Source organism: Bacillus sp. NEAU-CP5 (assembly GCF_026420705.1).
GTDB classification, from domain to species: Bacteria; Bacillota; Bacilli; order Bacillales; family Bacillaceae; genus Bacillus; species Bacillus velezensis.
On sequence record NZ_JAPMOV010000002.1, the window covers coordinates 219221 to 244066 of the forward strand.

Genomic DNA, 24846 nt, shown 5'->3' on the forward strand with positions numbered 1-24846 from the left:
CGTCACTCCCCGAACAGTCCGCAGATCGCCTTTTGCTGCGAATCCTCTCTCATTAAGGATTCTCCGACCAATACAGCCTGCGCCCCGTGCTTGTTGACGAATTGCAGGTCAGCCAAAGAACCGATGCCGCTTTCACTGACCAGCAGGCAGCCGTCCGGTACAAGTTGCGCTATTTTTTCCGTTTGCGAAACAGAAGTACGGAACGTTTTTAAGTCCCGGTTGTTTATGCCGAGAATGTCCGGCTGAAACACTTGTAAAATCCGTTCAAGCACAGTTTCATCATGGATTTCAACGAGAACGTCCATGCCCTTCTCGCGGGCTTCCAGATAAAGCTCATGAAGCTCTGAAGGTTCCAGCGCTTCCCCGATCAGCAGAATGGCATCGGCGCCGATCCTGAACGATTCCTCCACCTGAAGGGAATCAATAATAAAATCTTTTCTCAGCACGGGAAGAGACACGGTTTGTTTAACATCTGTCAGAAATTGATTTCTCCCCTGAAAAAAACGGGTATCCGTGAGAACCGAAAGGGCGTCGGCTTTAGCCGCTTCATAATCCGCCGCAATCGTTTCCGGAACAAAATGCTCTTTAATCAATCCTTTAGACGGCGAAGCTTTTTTCACTTCGGCAATCAGCCCGATAAAACGGTTCGGGTTCAGGAGCGCTTTTTTAAAGGATCTCCGTTCAATTTGACAGGTTTCCGGCAGCACGATGGATTTGATTTCTTCTTTTTTCTGCTGAATGATTTGATCAAGCATACATTTCTTCCTCTTTCTGTTTCAGACGTTCGAGCTGCCTTTTGGCATCTCCGTTTTGAATCGCTTCTAAGGCGGTTTTCGTTCCTTCTTTCAGATCGTTTGCAAGACCTGCCGTATAAATGGCCGCGCCCGCATTTAAGGCGGTAATATGCAGAGCGGATGACGGAGCTTTATTTGCAAAAATATTCTGAATGAGGAGCGCGCTTTCTTCCGATGAACTCACTTGAATATCCTTTAGTGAACCTTCTGTAAAACCGAATTGTTCAGGTGAAACGGAATATTCCAGACGTTCACCGTTTTTCAGTTCAATGATATCGGTCGGTGCTGAGATGGACAATTCATCTAATCCGTCACGGGCCGACACAAGCATGACGTGTCTGACATCAAATTGTTCCAGAGCGCTTGCCATCAGGCGCGCTTTATCAAATGAATAGACGCCGATCACCTGCCGCTTCACCTGCAGCGGGTTGCTGAGCGGGCCCAGCAGATTAAATACGGTTCGGAAGCCAAGCTCTTTTCTTGCGGCGGCGACGTGCTTCATTGACGAATGAAACAGCGGCGCAAACAAAAACCCCATTTGTTTCATTTCAATGCTGCGTTTGACGCTGTCTGGAGTGGCTTGAATGGAAACCCCCAGCTTTTCCAGCACATCCGCGCTGCCGCTTTTAGACGAAACGGAGCGATTTCCGTGCTTGGCAACTTTAGCTCCGGCGGCAGAAGCTGTAATTGCCGCTGCCGTGGATATGTTAAACGTAGAAATCCCGTCTCCGCCTGTTCCGCACGTATCAACGACATCCGCCAAGCCACCTGATGTCTGTGCCCGCGCCCGCATCACTTTTACAAATCCGGCAAGCTCCTCCGCCGTTTCACCTCGGTGGGCTAATACCGATAAAATCCCGCCGATCTCAGACTGCGACATGTCCCCGTTCATCATCATTTCCATCAGCTTTTCGGCTTCTCCGGTTTTCAGCGTACGGCCATTAACGCACGATTGCAGAAATTTGTTCATCCGTCTTCTCCTCCCCGCCAGAAAAGATGTCTTCTGCGATTTGAATCGTTTTTAAAAGCGCCCCCGCTTTGTTACAGCTCTCTTCATATTCGGCTTCCGGGACGGAATCGGCGACTATTCCCGCGCCCGCCTGCACCGACGCCGTACCGTTTTTGACACTCATGGTGCGGATGGTAATACACGAATCAATTGACCCGTCAAATCCGATATAAGCGATACATCCGCCGTAGGTTTCTCTGGAAGTCGGTTCTAATTCATTTAAAAGCTGCATCGCGCGGATTTTCGGAGCGCCCGTGAGTGTTCCTGCCGGGAATGCCGACATCAGCGCGTCAACGGGATGGATGCCCTGCTTTAAACGGCCGGTTACAACAGAGATGATGTGCATCACATGTGAAAAAGAAACGACCTTTGTGAATTCCGGAACGGCTACGGAACCGTACTCCGCAACTCTGCCGATGTCATTGCGCGCAAGATCGACAAGCATGTAATGTTCAGCTTTTTCTTTTTCGTCATTCATCAGCTCTTTTTTCAGGCGTTCGTCCTCTTCGTTTCCGGCGCCCCTTCTTCTCGTTCCGGCAATCGGATGAATTTCCAGGTGCCTGTCATGCACGCGGATCAGACGTTCAGGCGAACTCCCAACAATGTCTCTGTCAGGCAGTTTGATATAGTACATATAAGGTGAAGGATTGACGATGCGGAGCACCCTGTACAGCTCAAATGAATGCCTGGATACCGGGATGTCAAACTTTTGCGAAAGCACCCCTTGAAAAATGTCTCCCGCTTTTATATATTCTTTCAGTTTATTAACACCGGCCATAAACTCTTCTTTCGTATAATTGGATGTCACATCGGCAAAACTTGGCGTGTCAAACGTTTCTTTAGAAAAAAACGGCTCTTTCATATCTTTCGATTCTGTCAAAATACCGATAAGCTTACGAAGCTCCGCGCAATTTTCTTTAAAAACGGCCCGCTTTTCTTCCTCCGTCTCCCGGCCGTTAAGCTCCGCATACTGAATGAAATGCACTTGTTTCGTTTCGTGGTCGTACGCGATGATTTTCCGGCAGACAAACAGCATGCATTTTTCGAAATCTGTTACTTTCGCGTGGCTTGGCACGGAAGGCTCAATCAAAGGAATCATGTCATAGCTCAGATAACCGACCGCCCCTCCCGAAAATGGGATATCAAGCTCAGGTGTTTTAATGCGGAAGCTCTCATTCATCCAATCAAGCACGGCTTTTAATTCTCCGCCTTCAAACAGCGTATGCCCGTTTGGATCAGCGGCAGTGAATGTGTTATGACTCTCTTTAATCGTGATAAAAGGATCGAGGCCGATAAAAGAGTATCTCGACCAGCTTGACGACTCATCCTTGCTTTCTAAAAGATACGTAATGTTTCTGTCCAGTTTTTCAACCATCTGAATGGGTGTGATCGTGTCGACCGTAAAAGTCTCTGCGATTGGAATGGTGCAGTGTGTCAGACTGTCCTTTAAAAATAAAGAAACATCCGATTGTAAATTCATGATTCTCCTCCTTACGGTAAGGAGAATGAGATGAAGAGTGAGAGGAGTCTTGCGTATAAGAAATAAACCCAAAAGAAAGGCTTCTTTTGGGCAGAATAAAAACGTGTTTATCTCAGCTCAGCTAAACTCATTCTCTGCTACCCTATTCTAAACTCAACTGTTCAATATCTTACTTACCAGCTCTATACACACTCTTGTGTATTTCTAAGCTTTGTTTATCGTATTACATGTCAGTATTTTTTGTCAATGATAAATCCGGCCTTAACACAACGGCTTTTTCTAAATAGACATGCTTGATTTCATCCTGAGGCGTATCCGTCTGAACCGTCATCAGGACACGGATACACTTTTGCAGAGCGCCGGTGACATCCATTTCCTGCATGCACGTCACCGGGACGTACTGCCACCCGGAAAGGCGGCGGACCGCTTTTGCCGGAAATACGGAATGGATATCAGGCGTGGCGGATAACAGGATCTGTACAACGTCTTCCGGCTTGCATCCATTTTGTTCAATGATTTTTTCAAGCAGCTGCTGTGTTTTTTCTAAAATTTCTTGTTCGGTGTCTTGTTCCACCGTTGTTGCTCCGCGAATGCCGCGTATCATCATGCTGTTTCCTCCATTCGCCATTTGTTCAGCAAATTTTCGAGCTCATCTTTTGAAAGCATGCAGTCCCGCGCTTCGCCTAATTCTTTTAACACGATGAACTGTGTCATGCCTCCGCGCGTTTTTTTATCATTCATCATCCGGGCGGAGAGAACCGGCGTTTCAATATCTTGTCTGATGCTTCCCGGGTAGCCGAGCCCAATCAGCCATTGTGTGAGTTCTTTCCTGTTCATCTTGCAACCCGCAACCTGTTCACTCACGTAAAGGGCAAACTGCATGCCGAGGGCGACCGCATCTCCATGTGTAATCCGGCCGTAGCCGTATTCCGCCTCAACGGCATGGCCGAGCGTATGGCCGAAATTCAGAAAAGCTCTTATCCCCTCTTCCTTTTCGTCCTCACGCACGACGGCCGATTTGATTGAAATTCCTTTATAAATCATTTCATTCAGCTCAGCGCTTGTCAGTCCTTGCAACGTGTCAAACGTGAGAAGTTTTTCTAAAAAAGCATGATCGGCGATAAACGCGTGTTTGATCACTTCAGCCATACCCGATCTCAGCTCTTGTTCCGGCAGGGTTTTCAGTAGCTCCGTATCGTAAATCACCGCTTTCGGCTGATAAAACGCGCCGATTAAGTTCTTTCCGAGTTTATGGTTGACGGCCACCTTGCCGCCGACCGCGCTGTCATGGGCAAGCAGTGTCGTCGGCATTTGAATGAAATCAATTCCGCGCATAAAAGTTGCTGCGCAAAAGCCGGCCAAATCACCCGTCACGCCGCCTCCGAAGGCGATCATACATGAGGAGCGGTCCATATGGAAAGCGATCGCTTCCGTTTGAATCCGTTCATACTCTTTTAGAGACTTCGCTTCTTCTCCGCTTGGAACGATCACTTTTTTCACGGGCCATGTTTCGTTTAAAAGCCGGAACATCTCATCACCGTAAAGCCGGTCAACTTCAGCATCGATGATGAGAAGGATCTTTGTCAGCGGCCTGTTCAGTGAAGACAAAAGGGCAGCGGCCTGTTTCCTTATGCCTTCACCGATATACACGGGATATGCGGAGGAAGCTGTCCGAACCTCAAGCTCTTTCATCAGAATTCCCTCGATAGTTTTTTCATGTTTTCAACATTTTCTTTAATGCGGTCGATCTGGTCAAGCCCGAATTGTTCGACGACTGCATTTGCGATTTCCCAGGCCACTGCTGCTTCAGCCACTACGCTTGCTGCCGGAACCGCGCAGCTGTCTGAACGTTCAATGCTCGCTGTAAACGGTTCTTTCGTTTCAATGTCGACGCTTTTCAGCGGCTTGTACAAAGTAGGGATCGGTTTCATAACGCCGCGGACGACAATCGGCATTCCCGTCGTCATACCGCCTTCTAATCCTCCGAGCCTGTTTGTGGCTCGTGTATAGCCTTTCTCTTCATCCCATACGATTTCATCATGAACTTCACTGCCGTTTTTGCCGGCCGCTTCAAAACCGATGCCGAACTCTACGCCTTTAAACGCGTTAATCGACAGAACGGCAGCAGCGAGCTTGCTGTCCAGCTTACGGTCATAGTGGACATAGCTTCCGACACCGACCGGCATACCTTCGACGATCACTTCAACGATTCCGCCGATCGAGTCGCCGTTTGCCTTCGCTTCATCAATGGCTGCCATCATTTGACGGCCTGCTTCTTCATCGTAGCATCTGACCGGTGATTCTTCCGTTACCCGTTTGAGATCCTCAATGGATGTGTAATCGGTTTTCTCTGCTTTTACGCTGCCGATTTGCAGGACATGTCCGGCGACTTTAATGCCAAGCTCCGCTAAAATCTTTTTAGCGACGGCTCCGGCAGCCACGCGAACCGTTGTCTCACGCGCGGAAGATCGTTCTAACACATTTCTCATATCACGGTGATTATACTTAATAGCACCGTTCAAATCTGCGTGTCCCGGTCTCGGTCTTGAAATCTGGCGTTTCATTTCACTTTCTTCTTCTTCTGTAATCGGTGCGGCGCCCATGATTTTTGTCCAGTGAGTCCAGTCTTTATTTTCTACAACGAGCGCGATCGGTGAACCGAGTGTCCGGGCATGCCGCACGCCGCTTGTGATCTTCGCTCTGTCCGTTTCAATCTGCATGCGGCGTCCGCGGCCGTGCCCTTTTTGACGTCTGGCAAGCTCAAAATTAATGTCTTCTTCAGTTATATAAAGCCCCGCAGGCACACCTTCTATAATTGTCGTCAGCTGCGGACCGTGTGATTCTCCGGCTGTTAAGTATCTCATTTCTTTCTTCTCCCTTCATCGCATTAACGCTTTTAAGTAAAACTATACCACAAGTTTTCATTAAATGTCTTCTATCTTTTTTGATAAAAAAATGTATCAGTGCTCTCAAGGCCGAATTTTTCCGGGCTGAAAATCTGTTCTGTACTGCCGACAAACAGAATTCCGTTCTTTTTCAGACTGCCCGCCATTTTCACATACAGCTCTTCTTTTGCTTTTTCAGTAAAATAAATAAAGACGTTGCGACAGACAATCAGATCAAAATCCTGTTCATAGCTGTCGGCAAGCAGGTTGTGCCGCTTAAACCGGATGTTTTTCTGAATCTCTTGTTTTACTTGATAACTGTTGTCAGCCTGCTTGGTGAAATAACGGCTTTTCACGGAAGCCGGCACCTCTTGCAGCGAGCGTTCCTGATAGATGCCCCGCTTGGCTTTGCTTAGCGCCTTTTCATCAATATCTGTCGCCAATATTTCAAATCCGGCCAGTCCCGTCTGCTGATTGAGAATCATCGCCAAAGTATAGGGCTCCTCTCCCGTTGAACAGGCCGCACTCCATATTTTTAACGGTTTGTTATGCTTTATTAATGGGAGAATTGAGGTTTCAAGAACTTCCCACCGTTTATAATTTCGGTAAAATTCAGAAACATTGATCGTCATTCTGTCCAATGTTTCGTTTAATAAAAGCTTGTCCTTTTCCAAAGCGGCGGCAAATTCCTGAAAATCTCTGAACCCCTTCTTTTCATAAAGGGACGTCAGCCGCCTTTTCATCTGTGCTTCTTTGTATAAAGATAAATCAACGCCGGTTATTTGTTTCCACTTGGTGATAAAAATGTCGTAAGGCTCCATTGCTTCTCTCCCAATCTCGCTGTCTTTTGTCCTAGTATAGCCTGTTTTCTGTCGAAATTGTACGATTTCAATAAAAAAATCAGCCCGCGGGCTGATTTGTGAGAAACGAAAAGACAGGGCAGCGCAGCCTCTGTCTTTCATAAATGATGTAAACCTTTTCATAATACGAGAAAAAGAAAGGCTGACGGTTTAGTACACCCAGTCGGCCATTAATTTTTGATACGGTACAAGCTCTTCCTGTTTAAAGAAAATGTGAATTTCCCTCTCAGCGCTTTCTAAGGAGTCTGAACCGTGAATGATATTTTTGCCGACAAACATGCCGTAGTCACCGCGGATTGTGCCGGGCAGTGCATCTTTCGGGTTCGTTTTTCCGATCAGCTGTCTTGTGATCTCTACTACATTTTCCCCTTCCCATACCATTGCAAATACGGGTCCTGATGTAATGAATTCCACAAGCTCGCCGAAAAACGGCTTCCCTTTATGTTCAGCATAATGGTTTTCAGCCATCTGTTCTGAAACTTGCATTAGCTTGGCTCCTGCCAATTGTAAGCCCTTACGCTCAAATCTGGATAAAATCTCTCCGATCAGCTGGCGCTGTACGCCGTCCGGTTTTACCATGATAAAAGTTTTTTCCATAAGATTCTCCACCCCATCATTATGTATAGGCTTTCAAGTTGCACACCGAAATCGTAACATCTTTCTGACAATTAATCAATCCAGGGCGGAGAATGTTCACATCTTGTTCGTAAAAGGAATTTAAAATTTCCGTTTGCCGATATATTTGGCGATGGCGGCCAATGATGAGCGCGCACGTCCTCTCGGCAGTGTGTTCAGTTTTTCAAACGCTTTTTTTAAGTACCTGTCACTGACGGCCATTGATTTTTCTATCGCGTCTGTGCGTTTAATATTTTCAATAATGGGGGCGAGCTGCTCCTGTGTTGTTTCACTGTTAATTAATTTCAGCTGATTTTTCAATTCAGGCTGACGGAGTGCATACAAAACGGGCAGAGTGACATTTCCTTGCAGCAGATCCCCTCCGACCGGTTTTCCCAGTTCCTCTTCCGTTGAAGTGAAATCAAGAATGTCGTCAATAATCTGATAGGACATGCCCACGTAATAGCCGAACCAATATAATGCTTTGTGAATCTTCTCATCAGCTCCCGAAGCGATGGCGCCGAGCTGGCAGCTGACGGCAATGAGAAGAGCCGTTTTCCGTTTGATGCGGCGCAAATAGGTTCTGAGGTTTTGCTCCATATTGTATTTATCTCTGATCTGTTCAATTTCTCCGAGGCATACTTCTACGATGGTTTTGGACAGGATCCGGTGGGCTTTCGGCTCATCCAATCTCGTCATCATCTCAAGTGAGCCCGCAAGCATATAATCACCGGTATACATGGCGATGCGGTTGTCCCACTTGGCTTTGATGGTCGGTTTTCCCCTCCGCAGCTCGGCGTCATCAATGACGTCGTCATGCACGAGGGACGCCATATGAATCATTTCCAGCGTCACCGCAACATATTTTATTTTATTAATGTCATAGTCGCCGAACATGCCGGAAAGCAATACGAAAACAGGGCGGATCCGCTTGCCGCCCGCCTGGAGCAGGTGGAGCCCGGCTTCACTCAGCAAGGGATAGTCTGACCGCACCGTTTGCTCAAGCTCCCTTTCGATCACATCAATATCGTCATTTAAAAAAGAATAGGCCATTTTAAATTTCATATCATTCACCCAAACATCTGTATATTCATCATTTCCAACCGATATGCGTAGCGGCCACTCCGCCGGTAAACGAATGGTATTTGACATTCGTCAGGCCCGCTTCTTCAAACAGACGCGCAAGTTCTTTCATACCGGGAAATTCTCTTGCCGATTCTTGAAGCCAAGAATATTCTTTATAGCTCTTCGCAAACATTTTTCCGAAGAAAGGCATGATGTATTTAAAATAAAGAAAATATGCCTGTCTGAATCCGAACATTTCCGGCTGGGATGTTTCCAGACATACGACCTGCCCGCCCGGTTTGACGACCCGCCGCATTTCTTTCAGCACGGTCAGATAGTCGGGAACGTTTCGCAGCCCGAAGCCGATGGTGACAAAATCAAAAGAATCATCAGCGAAAGGAAGCTCCATCGCATTTCCGTGCAAAAGCTCAATTTGGCTGTAACCGCCCTCTTTCACTTTTTTCTCACCGATGCTCAGCATATTTTTGCTGAAATCCAGTCCTTTGATTTCGCCGCTTTTTCCGGCCGCTTCTGCGAGGGCAATCGTCCAGTCAGCCGTTCCGCAGCAGACATCAAGCGCTTTTGCGCCTTCTTTTACATTCATGATCTGCATCGTTTTATCGCGCCACTTTTTATGCTGCTGAAAACTGATAACAGAGTTCATTTGGTCATAATTTTTATAGATTTTTTCAAACACGCCGTGTACGCGCTGTTCTTTTGACTCCTGCATGTTGATTACCCTTCTTCCACTTTCTGATGATATGTTTTGTCCTGGCTGATCGCTTTAAGCCGGTTCAGCATGAGGTTTTGGATTGGTGAATTGAGCGGCAGCAGCGTTTCAATGCTTTGCTTTGCCTTTCGGAAGCTATCTTCCATTATGTCAGCCTTTGATTTCCCTGACTTTACAATATTGCCGATGACATCGAGAAATATAGCATTGCCGTTCATCAGCCGCTTATATACAAAAAAATCACTCGCCAGCTCTTTCCAGCGCGGAAGATTAAAGTGGTCTGACACTCTGTGAAACAGGGCCGCTTCCACAATCGCCATGCTTTCGATCAATTGATTCAAGTCATTGACAGACCGATCGTACAGACGGATTTTATGCTCATTGATTTCTTTAATTGCCGTAGCGAGCGTCCGAATCATATAGATATCCTTCATTTCAGATAAAAGCGAATAATACAGTCCGCTGAAATAGTCGCCGGCAAGCACGGTGAGCTGCCGGTTTTTATTTTCGTCTCGCTTTAACGCTCTGGCTGTTGTCACTTCATCGTGGGTATCAAGGGCGCTTTGGACAAGCATCGCAGTTACTATGTAATTTTCTCTGTCGTTGTTCTTAATGTCCGCCTCTTCAAACAAAGCGTGAAAAAGAAGAAGCTTATCCTCATCGATTTTAGGCGCAGAAATATGTTTCGCTAAATAAGGATGAGACAGCTTTTGTTTTAATTTCATATTTAGATTCGCTAAAGTTCCGTAGATGTCTTGCAAAAATATCACCCTTGTCCCCAAATTCACATTTATTCTAATATGTATGAGATTTACTCGTCATTATTATACGCAGGTATCATTATAGCATAAAAAAAAGAAATTGGCTGTATTCTCCCGCCGTTTGCGGGCATTTGGCAAAAGCGGGAAACAGCCGGCTTATTTTTTTTCGCTGTTCATTTCTCCGTAAGCGGTCTGGATGAGGGCGTTGCCTCTCACTTTGATGGCAGAGGTATGCTCAGTAAACTGAGCGATAATCACTTCGCCTTTGTCCAGTTTTTCGGAATGGTGAAATTTCGTATCCGTTCCTCTCGTTAAACCGATGACGTTCACGCCGTCCTCGACCGCTTTAATGACGACAAAATCACTTGAATGCTTTGAATTCATATCTGCACCCTCTATCATTATTAATCCGCACGTTTAATATGTTCTAACACTTCGGAACGCGCCGCTGCGTCATCTTTAAAAATACCTCTTACAGCGGAAGTCACTGTTTTTGCACCTGGCTTTCTTACGCCCCTCATTGTCATGCACATATGCTCAGCCTCGACGACAACCATGACGCCGTGGGGATCTAAGGTCTCTACGATGCTTTCTGCAATCGTTGAAGTGATGCGCTCCTGCAGCTGCGGGCGTTTTGAGACGGCTTCCACCGCCCGCGCCAATTTACTCAGGCCCGTCACTTTGCCGCCGCGCGGAATGTAGGCAATATGCGCTTTTCCGTAAAAAGGAACAAGGTGATGTTCACACATGGAATGAAACGCGATATCTTTTACAAGAACAAGCTCCTCATGGTCTTCTCCGAAAACGGTTTTAAAGTGTTCTTTCGGGTCTTCATTTAATCCCGAGAATACTTCCGCGTACATTTTCGCCACGCGTTTCGGCGTATCTAAAAGCCCTTCCCGGTCCGGGTCTTCTCCAATCGCCTCTAAAATCTGGCGAACCGCCTGTTCAATCTGTTCTTTATTAACTTCTTTCATTGTCTGTGTCCTCCACCATTGAATACATTTAATTTCGATTCTAGCACATTTGCCGCGCCAAAAGCAAAACGAAAGTCCTGCCCGGTGACCGAGGCTGCTTAAATATGAAAAGCCCCTTTATCAAGGGGCTTTTCTGTGAAGAAACAAAGTGTATGTATCAGATGCATACACGATCTATATTCACAATTATTTTCCTGCAACAGCGTCTTTAAGAGCTTTACCTGGTTTGAAAGCAGGTACCTTGCTTGCAGGGATTTCGATTTCTTCACCAGTTTGCGGGTTACGTCCTTTACGTGCAGAGCGCTCGCGCACCTCAAAGTTACCGAAACCGATCAGTTGGATTTTATCACCGTTTTTAAGTGCATCTAAAATCGTATCAAAAACAGAATCAACTGCTTTTGTAGCGTCTTTTTTAGACAATTCGCTTGCTTCAGCAACCGCATTGATTAGTTCTGTCTTGTTCATGCCTTTCACCTCCTCCCAAAAGGGTATCAAATCAGCAGTTTATTATCATTTCTTCACAGTTCAGCCTGATTCTAAACCTGTCTGATAAAAAATCAAAGCAGGGAAGAACAGACAAGTAAACGGCTTTTCAAAAGAAAACAGACACTTTGAGGAATGTTTGTCCAACAAAGTGAAGATTTTCTGTATGTAGAGTAACACATATAAAAAGCCATATCAAGCATTTTAAAGCCTCAATCCCTTGCTCGTCAAGGTTTTCACGTGTTTTACCGAACAAATATTCCTTTTTTTGCTTTTTTCCTCCTAATCCTTGATTGATTTCCAGTATCTAAAAAGAATAAAAAAAGACCCCCCGTTTCAGGAAGAGGTCCTTCAGCTTACAAAATAATGGCGATCAGGCCGCCTGAGCCTTCGTTAATAATTCTCTCCAGCGTTTCTTTCAGTTTATATCTCGCATTTTCCGGCATGAGTGACAGTTTTGCGGAGATTCCTTCTCTTACGATAGAGCTCAATGATCTGCCGAAAATATCGGAGTTCCAGATAGAAAGCGGATCATCTTCAAAGTCCTGCATTAAGTAACGGACAAGTTCTTCACTTTGTTTTTCCGTCCCGATGATCGGCGCGAATTCACTTTCCACATCCACTTTGATCATATGAATGGACGGAGCGACCGCTTTGAGCCTTACTCCGAACCTTGATCCCTGTCTGATGATTTCCGGTTCATCAAGGCTCATATCGGCTAAGGCCGGGGCGGCAATGCCGTAGCCGGTCTGTTTCACCATTTTCAGCGCATCTGATACCTGATCATATTCTTTTTTCGCGTGGGCGAAGTCCTGCATTAATTCAAGCAGGTGGTCTTTCCCGCGGATTTCAACACCGACAACTTCTTTTAAAATCTGGTCATATAAATGATCCGGCGCATACAAATCAATTTCTGCGACACCCTGGCCAAGTTCGATTCCGGCCAGACCGGCGCTTTCAATAAACTCAAATTCACTGAAGTGGCCGACAACCCGGTCGACATCGCGCAGGCGTTTAATATCTTTTACGGTTTCTTTCACTGATTCCTGGTAGCTCTCTCTGAGCCAGTGATTTTCTTTCAGCACCATGACCCAGCTCGGAAGGTTGACATTGACTTCCAGCACAGGGAACTCGTAAAGCGCTTCTCTGAGGACGCTTAACACATCTGTTTCCCGCATGCTTTCAACACTCATGGCGAGGACGGGAATATCATATTTCGCGCTTAATTCAGCTCTGAGCGCTTCTGTTTCCGGGTGGTACGGTTTTACCGAGTTGATGACCATAATAAACGGTTTGCCGACTTCCTTCAGCTCGTCGATGACTCTTTCTTCCGCTTCCACGTAATCGCCCCGCGCAATATCGCCGATTGAGCCGTCTGTCGTAATGACGACCCCGATTGTGGAGTGTTCCTGGATGACTTTTCTCGTACCGATTTCCGCTGCCTCATGAAAGGGAATCGGTTCTTCGTACCAAGGTGTATTGATCATTCTCGGGCCGTTTTCATCCTCATATCCCTTCGCCCCGGGAACCGTATATCCCACACAATCCACAAGACGGATGTTGACATCAAGTCCTTCCGCGACATGAACGGACATGGCTTGATTCGGGACAAATTTTGGTTCTGTGGTCATTATCGTTTTTCCTGCTGCGCTTTGCGGAAGCTCATCCTGCGCCCGCGCTCGATCGGCCTCATTGCTGATATTCGGGAGCACCACGAGCTCCATAAATTTTTTAATGAATGTAGATTTCCCTGTACGGACAGCGCCAACGACTCCTAAGTATATATCGCCCCCTGTTCGTTCAGCGATATCCTTGAAAATATCGACCTTTTCCAAGTGATCCCCTCCCGGACTTCCTATCCTTATCATTTTTCATTCACCATTCTCCAATCAAATACAGGACACTATATGTGTATGACGTTGTCCTATTTCAATATGACATCTTTAGAAAATTTTCAGGCAGTCTTTTCTATCAAAATCAAAAAAACCTTTCTCCCTATTTGTATGCGCGGGAAAAAGGTTCATTCCTGTTTCGTTTGACTTTCTAAAAAAACGGGTTCCTGTTTTTCATTTACGGTGTATGTGACTGAAAAGGCCGGGACGAAAGGAGTCTCTTTCCATAAAATATCTTGAATTTCCGCGCCCGGTTTGATTTTCTTTTTGTTTTCCTTCAGGCAGCGGGCGAGATCGACGCGATAGTCGGCATAGATTTCTCCGTCAGCACCGATTAAAAGCGGCAGAGACGTGCCTGAAACCGGACTTTTGACTGAAGGAGAGTCTTTCGTGCCGAGCTTTTTTTTATTTAAAGTGAACAGCCCTTTTGAAACGGCGTCCTCATAGGGAGGATATGTATGCTTTTCCTGATACATTTTGACACGCAGCTTCATGTCGCGGATTGCTTCCGCCATTTGGAGATCGACCAGCTTGACGGTCGGCTTATGTTCCACATCGACAAGCACGTATTGGTACATTCCCCCGCTTTCATAAGCTGAGGCCGGCGGCTCCTCTATGTATCTGGGCGCGAGCCGCTTAAAATCTATCGGATATTTTTGATAGAGCGGTGTTTTCATATCTTTTGTCTGAATCGGCAGAAGTCCGCCGTTCGCCTTTTTAAATTCATCCACTGCCGCTTGCACCTGCTGAAGCTGATGTTTGTAAGATACTTTATTTTCAGTTTTTTCCGCTTCAGGGTACAGACAGCCGGACAGCAGGAGCACCGCCATTGCCGTTATGACGGCCATTTTTAACTTATGCATTCCGCGCCCCCTTTTTGCTTTATTCATTGACAGGCCCGCTGAAAACGACCATTAACACGATCAATCCCGAGATGACCATGCAGGCATAAGCGAGTGAAGAAACCGCTGCTTTTATCAGTTTGTTTTTCACTTTGTACCTGCTGACATAAATAGAGGCCACTGCAACAAACATTAATCCCATAGCACCAAGCGCAAACCACATTTTCATCAATGCCACACTCACGTTCGTGCCCCCCGTCCCATCATTGTAAGCGTTATATTTCATTTTAATATACAAATGTTGAAAAGATCAACAGGTTTTCCATCTATTGAAAAACAAAAAAACTGAAGCAAAGAGGGGGACTTTGCTTCAGTCAAGTTGACTATATTCACCTGTACGTCTGAGATACACTCTCTTGGACTTCGATGCTATAGTATGCGCAGATGCATACGTCTGCATCCTCTTCTGCCTAAATCAGCAAATGTTTTAAGCGATTTCAGCCGGAGAGTTCTGCGTTTTGGACTTTCGTCACTTCAGAATATGCTGACGGCATGGTATTGTCACTTCACCCGGTTTTCGAATGTGTTGACCAAGTCTTCCATCTCATGGGTTTTCACTCTGGCCATTAAGGATTCTACGGCCGTTTCTACCTTCTGCCCGTTAAATAATACTTGATGAAGCGCCTCTGTGATCGGCATTTTCACTTGGTATTTTTGAGACAGCTGATACGCAGCTTTCGTCGTCCGCACGCCTTCAACAACCATCCCCATCTTATCCAGGACAGCTTCCAGCTTATATCCTTTGCCGAGCAGGTTGCCGGCGCGCCAGTTTCGGGAATGAACGCTTGTACACGTCACGATTAAATCGCCTACGCCGGTCAGGCCGGAAAAGGTGAGCGGATTTCCGCCCATCTTTGTGCCGAGTCTGGCGATTTCAGCAAGACCTCGGGTGATTAAGGCCGCTTTTGCATTATCTCCGTATCCCAATCCGTCTGTAATCCCCGCTGCAAGAGCGATGATATTCTTTAACGCTCCCCCTATTTCCACACCGATCATATCCGGATTGGTATAGACGCGGAAATGCTGGTTCATGAATAAATCCTGAACCGCTTCTGCAGCCTTGATATTTTTTGAAGATGATGTAACAGTCGTCGGGTGTCTTAATCCGACTTCCTCAGCGTGGCTCGGCCCTGAAAGCACGACGATGTCTTTTCTGTACTCCTCAGGCAGCTCCTCTTCCATTAATTCTGAAATGCGGAGAAGCGAATCCGGCTCAATTCCCTTGCTGACATGAACAAAAATCGATTGTTTCGGGATGTACGGCAGAGCCTTTTTCAGCACTTCCCGAATGGCTTTTGTCGGAACTGCCACAATGATGAAGTCAGCTCCTTTTAAAGCCTCGCTTAAATCAGCTGTACCGATGATAGAACTTGATAGCTCCACCCCCGGCAGGTAATCTTTGTTTTCATGCAGTTCGTTGATTTGATCGATCAATTCGGCACGGTGTCCCCACATCATGACTTGATGTCCGTTATCAGCCAGCACTAAAGAAAGTGCAGTGCCCCAGCTTCCCGCTCCAAGCATTGCCACTTTTTTCATCTCTGTATCACACCTTTTTATTTTCTTGCTCTTGCAAATATTTTAATTGGCGTACCTTCAAATCCGAAAGCGTCCCGGATTCGGTTTTCTAAAAAGCGTTCATAAGAAAAATGCATCAATTCCGGATCGTTGACAAAAACAACGAAGCTCGGCGGCTTAACAGCGACTTGAGTCGCATAGTAAATTTTCAGACGGGAGCCGTTGTGCGTCGGAGTCGGATTCATGGCGACCGCATCCATGATGACATCATTTAAGACATTTGTCTGCACGCGGAGAGAGTGGTTTTCACTCGCTTTAATAATCGCAGGCATGAGTGTATGAATCCGCTTTGTCGTCAGTGCCGACATAAACAGCACCGGTGCATAATCGAGAAATTGGAAATGTTCCCGAATATTCTGTTCAAATTCTTTCATCGTGCGCTCGTCTTTATCAACGGCATCCCATTTGTTTACGATAATAACGACGGCTTTCCCGGCTTCATGGGCGTATCCGGCGATCCGCTTGTCCTGTTCAAGGATGCCTTCTTCTGCATTCAGCACAACGCCGACGACGTCTGAGCGGTCAATGGCTTTTAACGCCCGAAGCACACTGTATTTTTCTGTTGTTTCATATACTTTACCCTTTTTTCTCATTCCCGCCGTGTCAACGATTACAAATTCCTGCTGATTGTAGGTGAACGCCGTATCCACTGCGTCTCTAGTCGTTCCGGCTACGTTGCTCACGATAACCCGCTCTTCGCCGAGCATCGCATTGACAAGGGATGATTTTCCGACATTCGGGCGGCCGATCAGGCAGAATTGAACGACATCATCACTGTACTTCGTCTCCGGAATGTTTTTAAAATGCTCGGCACAAGCATCGAGCAAATCTCCCAATCCTAAACCGTGTGTGCCCGAAATCGGATACGGTTCTCCAAAGCCGAGCGCATAAAAGTCATAGATGTTCGCTCTCATTTCGGTATTATCTAATTTATTAACGGCTAATACGACCGGTTTTTTCGTCCGGTACAGTATTTTTGCCACTTCTTCATCAGCAGACGTCACACCTTCGCGGCCGTTCACCATAAAGATGATCACATCAGCCTCGTCCATGGCGATTTCAGCCTGCTGGCGGATCTGTGTCAGAAACGGTTCGTCTCCGATATCAATTCCGCCCGTATCAATCAGGTTAAAATCATAATTCAGCCATTCCGCCGAACTGTATATCCGGTCCCGCGTCACTCCGGGGGTATCTTCTACTATTGAAATTCTTTCACCCGCAATCCGGTTAAAGATTGTGGATTTTCCCACATTCGGTCTTCCGACAATGGCTACGACAGGTTTACCCATAGTACCCTTCCTTTCAATCCAGCCGCTTACATTTTCACAAAAAATTGTTCAACCGGTTATTAAAAATCATCTTCGCTATGAAAAGAACCCTTCAAACAGAAGGGCTTAACTCATTTATTATATCAGTTTTCACTGAGATCACAATGTATTCTTCAAAATGTTTCGCATTCATGTAACAGTCTCCGTCTGTTTTCAAGACATTTTTGTCGCTCCTTTGCCCTGCTTTTTGCTTTTTTGGCTGATGCGCGCCGCAAGCTGTTCATATGTAGTCAGCCCGACGAGCAGAATCACTCCCGCCGAACAGCCTGAAAGCCACTTATAATCTCCGACGGCTGCCGCACCCGCAATGTTGCGGATGACCGCAGCATACAACAGCTCCCCCTGGCACATGCCGAGAACAAAAAGACAAAGCCTCTCAGGGAACCGCCCCTCAACGGAAAGCGTAATAACGGTAAGCAGTATAACCGCCGCCCATTCAGGTTTTATGATAAACCAAACAGGATCATATAATGCAAAAAGAAAAATAAAGCCGTACGCCGCAGCCGCCGTCAGATGAATCACAATATTACGGAGCCGTTTATGCATGCCGAGGCTTCCCGCATAAACAAATGCCGCAGCAAAAAACATGACATATGCCGCGTTCAGCGTAAAATAAGCCGTAATCTGATGTATGCTTGCCATCATATTAGTCAAAATAAAGACTGATACGTAAAAACGGCTTTTTGTTTTAGCAAAAATAAAAGTCGCAAGTATCCATAAAAACCACATTGACCAGTAATAATAAAACGGTTCCATAATCGCTCCTCCTCTGATCAGTATGGAGCGGGAACGCATTTTTTAAACCAATATACCTGAAAGGAGCGGATAAGGATGGGAAAAGACAGACAGGAGAAAAAACTGAAAGCCTCCCGCCGGGTGGAATCTGATCGCGATGATTCGATTCACCATAAAGGAGCGACAAGCCTTGAGCAAAACGGGGAATTCCGAAAAAGAAAATCGTAAAAAACAGAAAAAGGCATGCGGGTCCGCATGCCTTTTAACGTCTGCTGAAACGGGACGTGTCAATCCCCCGTTCAGAAAGCCAGTGATGTGTGTCACCTTTTATGACCAAAGGCGCCTTTTGCAATTGGGCAACCGATTGGCATCCGAGGACGGTCATAATCATTTTCAGCTCTTGCAAAAGCGCCATCATCTCGTCAAACAGGCCCTCTTCTCCTTTAGAGGTGAGAGCTTTCAGGAAAGTGCCCGCCATTCCCGCGCTGGAAGCGCCGAGGGCAATCGATTTGGCGACATCCAGGGCGCTTTGCAGCCCGCCGGATGCGATAATTGATTGATCAGCGGAGAGCGAGTGGATTTCCGCTAAGCTTGCGGCAGTGGAAATTCCCCACGTATTAAAAAATTGAAGCGCCTTCTCTCTGCGCATATTTTCAATCTTAGAGAAATTCGTACCGCCGTATCCGCCGGCATCAACTGCTGCTGCGCCAGCATCAAATAACTGCCGTGCCGATTCCCTGCTCATTCCGAAGCCGACTTCTTTGACAAAAACGGGCACTCCCGCTTCCGCCGCAATCCGCTCAATACGGCCGAGAGCACCAGTAAAGCTTCTGTCACCCTCTGGCATGACGATCTCCTGAATCACATTTAAATGTATCTGGAGGGCATCTGCTTGAATCATATCAACTGCCCTTTTCGCCTGCTCGGCATCCGCCTCGCTGCCTAAATTGGCAAATATCAGCCCGTCCGGATTCTCTTTTCTGACGATCTCGTAAGAACACCGTTCAGAGGGATCTTTTAAAGCTGACATTTGCGAACCGACAGCCAGCGGCATGCCGGCTTTGCGCGCAGCTCTTGCCAGCGATCTGTTAATTTCGTATGTAAGCTGTCCGCCGCCGCCTGTCATCGCATTGATAAAAATCGGCGAACTGCTAGTGAGTCCGCCGATTTTCGTTGATATATCCACTTTTTCCAATGCTAGGTTCGGTAGGCTGACATGAACAAACGTAATATCATCAAGCCCCGTTTCCCGGTTTTGGCCGGTAGACAGCGCATGATTTATATGTTCTCTTTTTCGTTCTGCTCGTGTCACGTTTTATCACCAATTTATTTTAATTTATTAAGCTTGTCTCCGATTAAATCGCCAAGCTGGAAGCCGGTGCTCGGCTCTTCTTTCGCCTGGTATTGGCGGAAGTCCTCCTGATCGGCTTTCGGCGCTTCTTCAAGCTCACGCATGCTTAAGGAAATGCGCTCTTCGCTTTCGTTTACGTCAAGCACTTTCACTTTAACAGTCTGTCCTTCTTCAAGCACTTCATGCGGCGTTCCGATATGTTTATTGGAAATTTGCGAAATGTGCACAAGTCCTTCCACGCCCGGAAGAATTTCAACGAAGGCGCCGAAGCTTACAAGGCGCTGCACTTTTCCTTCAAGCACATCTCCCTGTTTTACCTTTTCGCCGACCTGGCTCCAAGGTCCCGGCAGCGTTTCTTTAATAGATAAAGAAATACGCTCGTTATCGCGGTCTACGGACAGTACTTTCACTTTTACGTCCTGACCTTCTTCCACCACGTCAGACGGTTTTTCGACGTGTGAATGAGACAGCTGCGAAATATGAACAAGCCCGTCAATTCCGCCGATGTCGACAAATGCGCCGAAATCAGTCAGACGCTGCACTTTTCCTTCAAGCACGCTTCCAACCTCAAGCGTTTGGAGAAAATCATGCTTTTTGGCTGTCTGTTCTTTTTCCACTACAGCCCGGTGTGACAGAATCACCCGGTTTTTATCACGGTCGAGTTCAACGACGATAAGAGAGAGGGTTTTCCCTTTATAGTCAGTGAAATCCTCGACGAAATGAGCTTCGACAAGTGATGCGGGAATGAAGCCGCGAACGCCGATATCAACGACGAGACCGCCTTTCACCACATCTTTCACTTCAGCTTCAAACACTTCTTTTGTGTCGAATTTTTTTTCAAGGTCTTCCCAAGCGCGGTCAGCATCAACGGCACGTTTAGATAAAATCAAAGCATCGTCTTCCACTTTTGTTACTTTCAGGTCAAGCTCGTCGTCAACTTTTACGACATCCGATGCTTTCTCTACATGAAGACTTGATAATTCACTGATTGGAATGATTCCGGACTGTTTGACATTGACAATTTCGACATCTACATGCTTGTCCTCTACCTTTGTCACAATCCCTTTTACTACATCTCCAACCTCTGGCACTTGAACATCAATTTGATTCATTTCCTCTGTCATTTGAATAACCTCCTTGGTCCAAACCTACACAGCTTAATTAATACGGTTTGAAAGCTGAACATGTGAATGTCCGCTTTTCAGCCGAATATGTATTAAAGAATCATCCAAAAAGATTTTGAATGATCAATAAAAAGTTTTATTAGTATTAACTTCTAATAAATGGACTGGTTTGTCAAGCAATAACATCTTGTCTTTCGAAAAAAATTATAAAGCGCTCCGCCCGAAGTTAACGTGATTTCTGTTCGACGATCTCCAGAATTTTTCCCGCGACTTCGGCAATGCTGAGTGACGTCGTATCGATTTCAATCGCGTCTTCCGCTTTGCGCAACGGGGAAACTTCCCTCTCTGAATCGAGCTTGTCGCGTCTGGCAATTTCTTCAATGAGCGTCTCGTAATTCACGTCATAGCCTTTTTTCTTATTCTCTTCATATCGGCGCTTCGCTCTTTCCTCTACGGACGCGAGCAGAAAAATTTTCACTTCGGCATCAGGCAGCACGTGAGTACCGATATCACGGCCGTCCATGACGACACCGCCTTTTTGTCCGAGCTGCTGCTGTCTTTTGACCATTTCTTCTCTGACGCCTTTATGCTTGGCGGCGATTGATACTTGGTTGCTGACTTCGTCTTTTCGGATTTCATCTGTCACATCTTCTCCGTTTACCAGAACGATTTGTCCTTCCGGAGCGGATACAAGCTCAATTTCCGTACGCTTCAGCAGCTCTGTAAGCGCGGCTTCATCAGTTAAATCGGCATTCTGCTTGAGCGCCGTATATGTAATGGCACGATACATCGCTCCTGTATCAATGTACACATATGATTTTTTCTCAGCCACTATTTTAGCAACGGTGCTTTTTCCGGCAGCGGCCGGCCCGTCGATCGCAATTGATAATTTCTTGTCCATAATCTCTCTCCTTGCTCTTTACTCCTCTATGGATTGTATCATGAACTGCCGGAAAAGGGGCGAAAAAATTGAGCTGATTTACCGCTTTACCGTTTCAATCCATTCTTTTTTCTCCATTTTATCAACTCCCTCATATTTCACAGCTTTCGAAATATAAGGTTCAATAGGCTGATAATGAAGCAAAAATTGCACCGCGCCCAAAATGATAAGCTGAATGCAGACCAATTTGACCAGCAGACGTTCAAACGTTTTCATACACGCGCACCTCCATTAGGATTAGTATGGAAAAGTGCGCTGTTGTTTATTCCGACAGACTGTTTCTTCTCTGCTGCAGCTGCGCGCATGCAATATTGGAGTAAAAGCTGCTGCGCTGCGGGGACGATTTCTGTAAATTCAAGCGTCATTTTTTGTTTATCCGCCTTTTCATCATAAAAAATCCGCTGGGTAACAGCCTCAGCAGTAATATCCGCCGTATTTTCCTTGCCGGGAAGAGAAAATGAGACATACAGCTTTTCACCTGGTTCCGCGGAAATATGCCCAGGCATCACAACAGCGATTCCGCCGGCGCTGATATTAGAGGAAACCGTTTGGAAAGCGGTTTTTTTCGCTTCCATTTTGACGGATACATCCAATACTGCGTCTGCACGGACGTATCGGCGTCTTTGAATCCGCTTCATTTCCTCCTGAGGAGGGATGTCCAATCCGATCATCGGGATGGGGTCTTTTTTCTTTCCTTTGATTATGCTTTTAAATTGATACGGCACTTGGCCATCCCCCATAAATTCCGCTGTTATTTCCAATCCTTTATGCAAAAAGACCGTCCGTCCCGAATCCAGATCGACGGGATATGAGATGTGCAGTTCGCCGTTTTCAACGCTTACTGCTTTGCTCCTCGCTTTTTTGGGTTCATTGTTCTCTATGTATTCAATCCAAATATAATCTCCGACAGCTATCATGGGCCTTCACTCTTTCATTATTTATGCTTTTATTAAAGCATGTAACGAAAAAAAGGAAAAGACTTTTAGTCCTTTCCTCCTTTATTTTTATAGGTCTTTATATATAGGTTCTGCACTTTTTAACTTTTCTATTTTTTCCTCTTTTCCGTCGTCCGCATTAATGAACATTTGATACGTGTCTTTCCCGATCGTCCCGAGCATTTCGTAGCAAAGCACTTCCTGACCGAGCTCATTCGTGATCAGCGCCTGCCGCGTCTCCCGCACTTCAACATTTTTATTCAGCTTCGCTTTCGCTTCATCAGCTGACAAAGCGGGAGCCGGAATCGTTCTCGTGCGGTGCGCCGCCAGGTAATCACGCGCGGAAAAACCGACGACTTCACCATCATCCAGCGCCACTTTCATTCGGATGGCTTCCGGATAAATGCGGACATTTTTCTCCACGGGGATAAAAGAAAAGACGCCGATGTTATTATATTGCGCGCTTTCATCAATTTCGAGGCCTTTTGTTTCATATCCATTTTTCTTTAAAAACGCGACGGCCCGGTTAGATGCTTCATTGAGGCTGATCTTTTGTTTCTTCACGGCCCGTTTTTGAATCAAATAGACCGGATGTCCGCCTTTTTGGGTAATATCCATATAGATAAAAGACTTGTTGTCGGCGTCTTTCATGCGGATGCTGTATACGTCCCGATTCGTCTTCCTGCCGCTTTTGACCACTTTAATTGAATAATTATGATCAGGCGCAAACCGTTGTGCGATTTTGACCGCTTCTTTTTCCGTAATTTGTTTTCCTTTCAGATGCGTAAAACCTTTTCGTTCTGTATTTGCTCCCGTAAATGTGGGGCTGATGCTGTCTTCAGAAAAAGCGCCTACATTTTTTTCGACCGTTTTAAAGCTGTCGACGATCGTATTATCGCTTTGTTTTTTGTCAGAGGCGAGCGCCATCTCAACATCCATCCACCGTAAATTTTTGCTCATGACGAGATGCTGAACGCTGCGGAGCTGGTTTTGAATGTTCTCCGCCTGTTTGTACAGGCTGTTCAGTGTTGTATATTCTTTCTTATCAAGCGGTTTTTGGTCTAAATCCCGGACGGATGTTTTATAGCTGAAATCTCCTATGTTGGATAAAAACTCCTCCGTCTTATTAAAAGGCATAAGAGTCAAGGGCAGCTGGCTCACATTGTTATGAGCTTCAGAAGTTATTCTCCATACATCAATGAGCGCCGGAGACAGAGATTTTTTACTGTTCATCGCAAGCGTCGTCCCGATTTTGTCGTGAAGCTGATCAACATGGTACGTCAGTTCATGAAAAGCCCTTTGATAATTATTTTCCGCGTGCAGAAGGACCGCATCTTTTTCCTGATGCTCTTTATATCCCCAATATCCGGTTGCGGCGATCACGACACCGAGAACAGCGATAATAATTCCTCTAATCATGTTAACACCTCATTTTGCGTACTTTTACTCACAGAAAATGTGTTTTCCGATTCTTTTTATCTGCGGACGTCCCCAAATCCATTTGCTTGTCGCCGTATCAGGATTGAAATAATAAATCGCGTTTTCAGAAGGATCCCAGCCGTTGATCGCATCAAGAACCGCTTCTTTTGCTCTTTCATTCGGCTGCATGTATATTTGGCCGTCGGCAACGGCGGTAAACGCGAGCGGTTCGAAAATGACGCCGGCCACCGTATTCGGAAATAACGGGCTTTTAATACGGTTTAAAATAACCGCGGCGATGGCAACCTGTCCTTCAAACGGCTCACCGCGTGCTTCCCCGTACACAGCCTGCGCCAAAAGATTGATGTCGTTGTTTGAGAAACCGCCAGGCATATTGGCCGCTGTCGTATTTTGCTTTTGATTTGACTGACCGCCTGTATTGTTTTGCGGCTTTTGAGCAGGCTTATTCGTTCCCGCAGCCGGCTTCTGCGTTCCGGCTCTCGGTTTTGTTTGGTTTTCCAATGGGACGTTGCCATAATGAGTGAACGTATTCCCTTTTTGGATCTGCTCCATTACATATTCACGGTAATATTTTGATTTAGAGATCAGCACCTGTTTGGTTTTCGCGCCGACGAGGCCGTCAACCGGCTTCATGCCGAATTTCTCCTGAAAATTCCTCACGGCCCAGTATGTGGTCCAGCCGTAAACACCATCGATTTTCCCGTTATAAAATCCGTTATATTGAAGACGGGCCTGCAATTCTATAACATCATCACCCGTCGCGCCTCTTTGAATCACTTGATTTGAAAACGCATGAACCGTTTCATGATGATCGAAGAAAGCGGCGGCGAAAGAAAATAGAATGAGACATGCCATAAAGGCTCCTTTGCACTTCATCTCTTCAAGCCTCCTACTGCAAAATTTAAAGTGTACCCGTATTGTCTGTCACGAGGTTATTTTTATGCACGTTTCCTTCTTATCCC

27 protein-coding genes and 1 pseudogene are annotated in these 24846 nt (G+C 46.1%); 1 reads left to right on the forward strand and 27 read right to left on the reverse strand.

What is annotated here, in order from left to right:
• Nucleotides 1-2: 2 nt before the first annotated feature.
• From trpC to OTK50_RS06395, 20 genes are all read right to left on the reverse strand, one after another.
• Nucleotides 3-755 (reverse strand): indole-3-glycerol phosphate synthase TrpC, encoded by a 753-nt coding sequence (trpC, locus tag OTK50_RS06300; RefSeq protein WP_224223638.1) that lies wholly within the window; start codon nt 753-755, stop codon nt 3-5.
• On the reverse strand, nt 748-1764 hold the full coding sequence (trpD, locus tag OTK50_RS06305) for an anthranilate phosphoribosyltransferase (protein WP_015240102.1): 1017 nt from the start codon (nt 1762-1764) through the stop codon (nt 748-750). The genes trpC and trpD overlap by 8 nt, the downstream gene beginning before the upstream one ends.
• On the reverse strand, nt 1736-3283 hold the full coding sequence (gene trpE / locus OTK50_RS06310; RefSeq protein WP_224223639.1) for an anthranilate synthase component I: 1548 nt from the start codon (nt 3281-3283) through the stop codon (nt 1736-1738). Before trpE ends, trpD begins: the two co-directional genes overlap by 29 nt.
• A gap of 223 nt (nt 3284-3506) precedes the next feature.
• Entirely contained in the window at nt 3507-3890 is a 384-nt protein-coding gene (gene aroH, locus OTK50_RS06315; protein WP_003153463.1) for a chorismate mutase, read from the reverse strand.
• The gene (gene aroB, locus OTK50_RS06320; protein WP_015417725.1) at nt 3887-4975 is read right to left on the reverse strand and encodes a 3-dehydroquinate synthase; all 1089 of its coding nucleotides are present in this window, start codon (nt 4973-4975) and stop codon (nt 3887-3889) included. Before aroB ends, aroH begins: the two co-directional genes overlap by 4 nt.
• Entirely contained in the window at nt 4975-6147 is a 1173-nt protein-coding gene (aroC, locus tag OTK50_RS06325) for a chorismate synthase (RefSeq protein ID WP_003153459.1), read from the reverse strand. Before aroC ends, aroB begins: the two co-directional genes overlap by 1 nt.
• Nucleotides 6148-6218: 71 nt before the next feature.
• Nucleotides 6219-6989 carry a protein-glutamate O-methyltransferase gene (locus OTK50_RS06330; protein ID WP_025284932.1) on the reverse strand — a complete coding sequence of 257 codons (771 nt, stop codon included), beginning with the start codon at nt 6987-6989 and terminating at the stop codon, nt 6219-6221.
• A gap of 189 nt (nt 6990-7178) precedes the next feature.
• Nucleotides 7179-7625 (reverse strand): nucleoside-diphosphate kinase, encoded by a 447-nt coding sequence (ndk, locus tag OTK50_RS06335; protein WP_007409456.1) that lies wholly within the window; start codon nt 7623-7625, stop codon nt 7179-7181.
• A 120-nt stretch (nt 7626-7745) separates the two neighbouring features.
• The gene (gene hepT, locus OTK50_RS06340; protein ID WP_003153454.1) at nt 7746-8708 is read right to left on the reverse strand and encodes a heptaprenyl diphosphate synthase component II; all 963 of its coding nucleotides are present in this window, start codon (nt 8706-8708) and stop codon (nt 7746-7748) included.
• A gap of 28 nt (nt 8709-8736) precedes the next feature.
• Complete coding sequence (gene menG / locus OTK50_RS06345; RefSeq protein WP_003153453.1) at nt 8737-9438, reverse strand: demethylmenaquinone methyltransferase; 702 nt, start codon at nt 9436-9438, stop codon at nt 8737-8739.
• 5 nt (nt 9439-9443) lie between these two features.
• Nucleotides 9444-10199 carry a heptaprenyl diphosphate synthase component 1 gene (hepS, locus tag OTK50_RS06350; RefSeq protein WP_015240105.1) on the reverse strand — a complete coding sequence of 252 codons (756 nt, stop codon included), beginning with the start codon at nt 10197-10199 and terminating at the stop codon, nt 9444-9446.
• Nucleotides 10200-10355: 156 nt separating this feature from the next.
• On the reverse strand, nt 10356-10583 hold the full coding sequence (gene mtrB, locus OTK50_RS06355; protein WP_003153449.1) for a trp RNA-binding attenuation protein MtrB: 228 nt from the start codon (nt 10581-10583) through the stop codon (nt 10356-10358).
• A 20-nt stretch (nt 10584-10603) separates the two neighbouring features.
• Nucleotides 10604-11176 (reverse strand): GTP cyclohydrolase I FolE, encoded by a 573-nt coding sequence (folE, locus tag OTK50_RS06360; RefSeq protein WP_003153448.1) that lies wholly within the window; start codon nt 11174-11176, stop codon nt 10604-10606.
• 186 nt (nt 11177-11362) lie between these two features.
• Nucleotides 11363-11641 (reverse strand): non-specific DNA-binding protein Hbs, encoded by a 279-nt coding sequence (hbs, locus tag OTK50_RS06365; RefSeq protein WP_003153447.1) that lies wholly within the window; start codon nt 11639-11641, stop codon nt 11363-11365.
• A gap of 374 nt (nt 11642-12015) precedes the next feature.
• Nucleotides 12016-13494, reverse strand: coding sequence for a stage IV sporulation protein A (gene spoIVA / locus OTK50_RS06370; protein ID WP_007409454.1), 1479 nt, complete (start codon nt 13492-13494; stop codon nt 12016-12018).
• Between the two features lie 185 nt (nt 13495-13679).
• Nucleotides 13680-14414 (reverse strand): hypothetical protein, encoded by a 735-nt coding sequence (locus OTK50_RS06375; RefSeq protein ID WP_100001537.1) that lies wholly within the window; start codon nt 14412-14414, stop codon nt 13680-13682.
• A 19-nt stretch (nt 14415-14433) separates the two neighbouring features.
• Entirely contained in the window at nt 14434-14637 is a 204-nt protein-coding gene (locus OTK50_RS06380; RefSeq protein WP_003153435.1) for a DUF2768 domain-containing protein, read from the reverse strand.
• Nucleotides 14638-14954: 317 nt separating this feature from the next.
• A complete protein-coding gene (locus tag OTK50_RS06385) occupies nt 14955-15992 on the reverse strand; it encodes an NAD(P)H-dependent glycerol-3-phosphate dehydrogenase (RefSeq protein WP_003153434.1) in 1038 nt (345 codons plus the stop codon).
• A 17-nt stretch (nt 15993-16009) separates the two neighbouring features.
• Complete coding sequence (gene der, locus OTK50_RS06390; RefSeq protein WP_003153433.1) at nt 16010-17320, reverse strand: ribosome biogenesis GTPase Der; 1311 nt, start codon at nt 17318-17320, stop codon at nt 16010-16012.
• 192 nt (nt 17321-17512) lie between these two features.
• Complete coding sequence (locus tag OTK50_RS06395; RefSeq protein ID WP_012117870.1) at nt 17513-18115, reverse strand: hypothetical protein; 603 nt, start codon at nt 18113-18115, stop codon at nt 17513-17515.
• Nucleotides 18116-18190: 75 nt separating this feature from the next.
• Here OTK50_RS06395 and OTK50_RS06400 point away from each other — a divergent pair, with 75 nt between their 5' ends.
• Nucleotides 18191-18322 (forward strand): YpzI family protein, encoded by a 132-nt coding sequence (locus OTK50_RS06400; RefSeq protein WP_003153429.1) that lies wholly within the window; start codon nt 18191-18193, stop codon nt 18320-18322.
• Nucleotides 18323-18356: 34 nt separating this feature from the next.
• Here OTK50_RS06400 and fni read toward each other — a convergent pair whose 3' ends face one another.
• The 7 genes and pseudogenes from fni to sleB all read right to left on the reverse strand — a co-directional run bounded on the left by fni (nt 18357) and on the right by sleB (nt 24760).
• On the reverse strand, nt 18357-19406 hold the full coding sequence (fni, locus tag OTK50_RS06405; protein ID WP_063094910.1) for a type 2 isopentenyl-diphosphate Delta-isomerase: 1050 nt from the start codon (nt 19404-19406) through the stop codon (nt 18357-18359).
• A gap of 14 nt (nt 19407-19420) precedes the next feature.
• Nucleotides 19421-20569, reverse strand: coding sequence for a 30S ribosomal protein S1 (rpsA, locus tag OTK50_RS06410; RefSeq protein ID WP_007612259.1), 1149 nt, complete (start codon nt 20567-20569; stop codon nt 19421-19423).
• Between the two features lie 226 nt (nt 20570-20795).
• Nucleotides 20796-21470, reverse strand: a complete 675-nt coding sequence (cmk, locus tag OTK50_RS06415) for a (d)CMP kinase (RefSeq protein ID WP_088461060.1) — start codon at nt 21468-21470, stop codon at nt 20796-20798.
• 78 nt (nt 21471-21548) lie between these two features.
• Nucleotides 21549-21725, reverse strand: a complete 177-nt coding sequence (locus OTK50_RS06420) for a YpfB family protein (protein WP_003153420.1) — start codon at nt 21723-21725, stop codon at nt 21549-21551.
• Nucleotides 21726-21771: 46 nt separating this feature from the next.
• Nucleotides 21772-22426 (reverse strand): annotated as a pseudogene (locus OTK50_RS06425) (flagellar brake protein).
• 87 nt (nt 22427-22513) lie between these two features.
• Nucleotides 22514-23863, reverse strand: coding sequence for a germination protein YpeB (gene ypeB, locus OTK50_RS06430; RefSeq protein ID WP_044802142.1), 1350 nt, complete (start codon nt 23861-23863; stop codon nt 22514-22516).
• 24 nt (nt 23864-23887) lie between these two features.
• On the reverse strand, nt 23888-24760 hold the full coding sequence (sleB, locus tag OTK50_RS06435) for a spore cortex-lytic enzyme (protein WP_007612266.1): 873 nt from the start codon (nt 24758-24760) through the stop codon (nt 23888-23890).
• Nucleotides 24761-24846: the final 86 nt, after the last annotated feature.

What these genes read in the sequence shown, in the direction of transcription:
- trpC (WP_224223638.1), bottom strand. Translation starts at nt 755, where the DNA reads ATGCTTGATCAAATCATTCAGCAGAAAAAAGAAGAAATCAAATCCATC.
- trpD (WP_015240102.1), bottom strand. Translation starts at nt 1,764, where the DNA reads ATGAACAAATTTCTGCAATCGTGCGTTAATGGCCGTACGCTGAAAACC.
- trpE (WP_224223639.1), bottom strand. Translation starts at nt 3,283, where the DNA reads ATGAATTTACAATCGGATGTTTCTTTATTTTTAAAGGACAGTCTGACA.
- aroH (WP_003153463.1), bottom strand. Translation starts at nt 3,890, where the DNA reads ATGATGATACGCGGCATTCGCGGAGCAACAACGGTGGAACAAGACACC.
- aroB (WP_015417725.1), bottom strand. Translation starts at nt 4,975, where the DNA reads ATGAAAGAGCTTGAGGTTCGGACAGCTTCCTCCGCATATCCCGTGTAT.
- aroC (WP_003153459.1), bottom strand. Translation starts at nt 6,147, where the DNA reads ATGAGATACTTAACAGCCGGAGAATCACACGGTCCGCAGCTGACGACA.
- OTK50_RS06330 (WP_025284932.1), bottom strand. Translation starts at nt 6,989, where the DNA reads ATGGAGCCTTACGACATTTTTATCACCAAGTGGAAACAAATAACCGGC.
- ndk (WP_007409456.1), bottom strand. Translation starts at nt 7,625, where the DNA reads ATGGAAAAAACTTTTATCATGGTAAAACCGGACGGCGTACAGCGCCAG.
- hepT (WP_003153454.1), bottom strand. Translation starts at nt 8,708, where the DNA reads ATGAAATTTAAAATGGCCTATTCTTTTTTAAATGACGATATTGATGTG.
- menG (WP_003153453.1), bottom strand. Translation starts at nt 9,438, where the DNA reads ATGCAGGAGTCAAAAGAACAGCGCGTACACGGCGTGTTTGAAAAAATC.
- mtrB (WP_003153449.1), bottom strand. Translation starts at nt 10,583, where the DNA reads ATGAATTCAAAGCATTCAAGTGATTTTGTCGTCATTAAAGCGGTCGAG.
- folE (WP_003153448.1), bottom strand. Translation starts at nt 11,176, where the DNA reads ATGAAAGAAGTTAATAAAGAACAGATTGAACAGGCGGTTCGCCAGATT.
- hbs (WP_003153447.1), bottom strand. Translation starts at nt 11,641, where the DNA reads ATGAACAAGACAGAACTAATCAATGCGGTTGCTGAAGCAAGCGAATTG.
- OTK50_RS06375 (WP_100001537.1), bottom strand. Translation starts at nt 14,414, where the DNA reads ATGCATAAGTTAAAAATGGCCGTCATAACGGCAATGGCGGTGCTCCTG.
- OTK50_RS06385 (WP_003153434.1), bottom strand. Translation starts at nt 15,992, where the DNA reads ATGAAAAAAGTGGCAATGCTTGGAGCGGGAAGCTGGGGCACTGCACTT.
- der (WP_003153433.1), bottom strand. Translation starts at nt 17,320, where the DNA reads ATGGGTAAACCTGTCGTAGCCATTGTCGGAAGACCGAATGTGGGAAAA.
- OTK50_RS06395 (WP_012117870.1), bottom strand. Translation starts at nt 18,115, where the DNA reads ATGGAACCGTTTTATTATTACTGGTCAATGTGGTTTTTATGGATACTT.
- OTK50_RS06400 (WP_003153429.1), top strand. Translation starts at nt 18,191, where the DNA reads ATGGGAAAAGACAGACAGGAGAAAAAACTGAAAGCCTCCCGCCGGGTG.
- rpsA (WP_007612259.1), bottom strand. Translation starts at nt 20,569, where the DNA reads ATGACAGAGGAAATGAATCAAATTGATGTTCAAGTGCCAGAGGTTGGA.
- cmk (WP_088461060.1), bottom strand. Translation starts at nt 21,470, where the DNA reads ATGGACAAGAAATTATCAATTGCGATCGACGGGCCGGCCGCTGCCGGA.
- OTK50_RS06420 (WP_003153420.1), bottom strand. Translation starts at nt 21,725, where the DNA reads ATGAAAACGTTTGAACGTCTGCTGGTCAAATTGGTCTGCATTCAGCTT.
- ypeB (WP_044802142.1), bottom strand. Translation starts at nt 23,863, where the DNA reads ATGATTAGAGGAATTATTATCGCTGTTCTCGGTGTCGTGATCGCCGCA.
- sleB (WP_007612266.1), bottom strand. Translation starts at nt 24,760, where the DNA reads ATGAAGTGCAAAGGAGCCTTTATGGCATGTCTCATTCTATTTTCTTTC.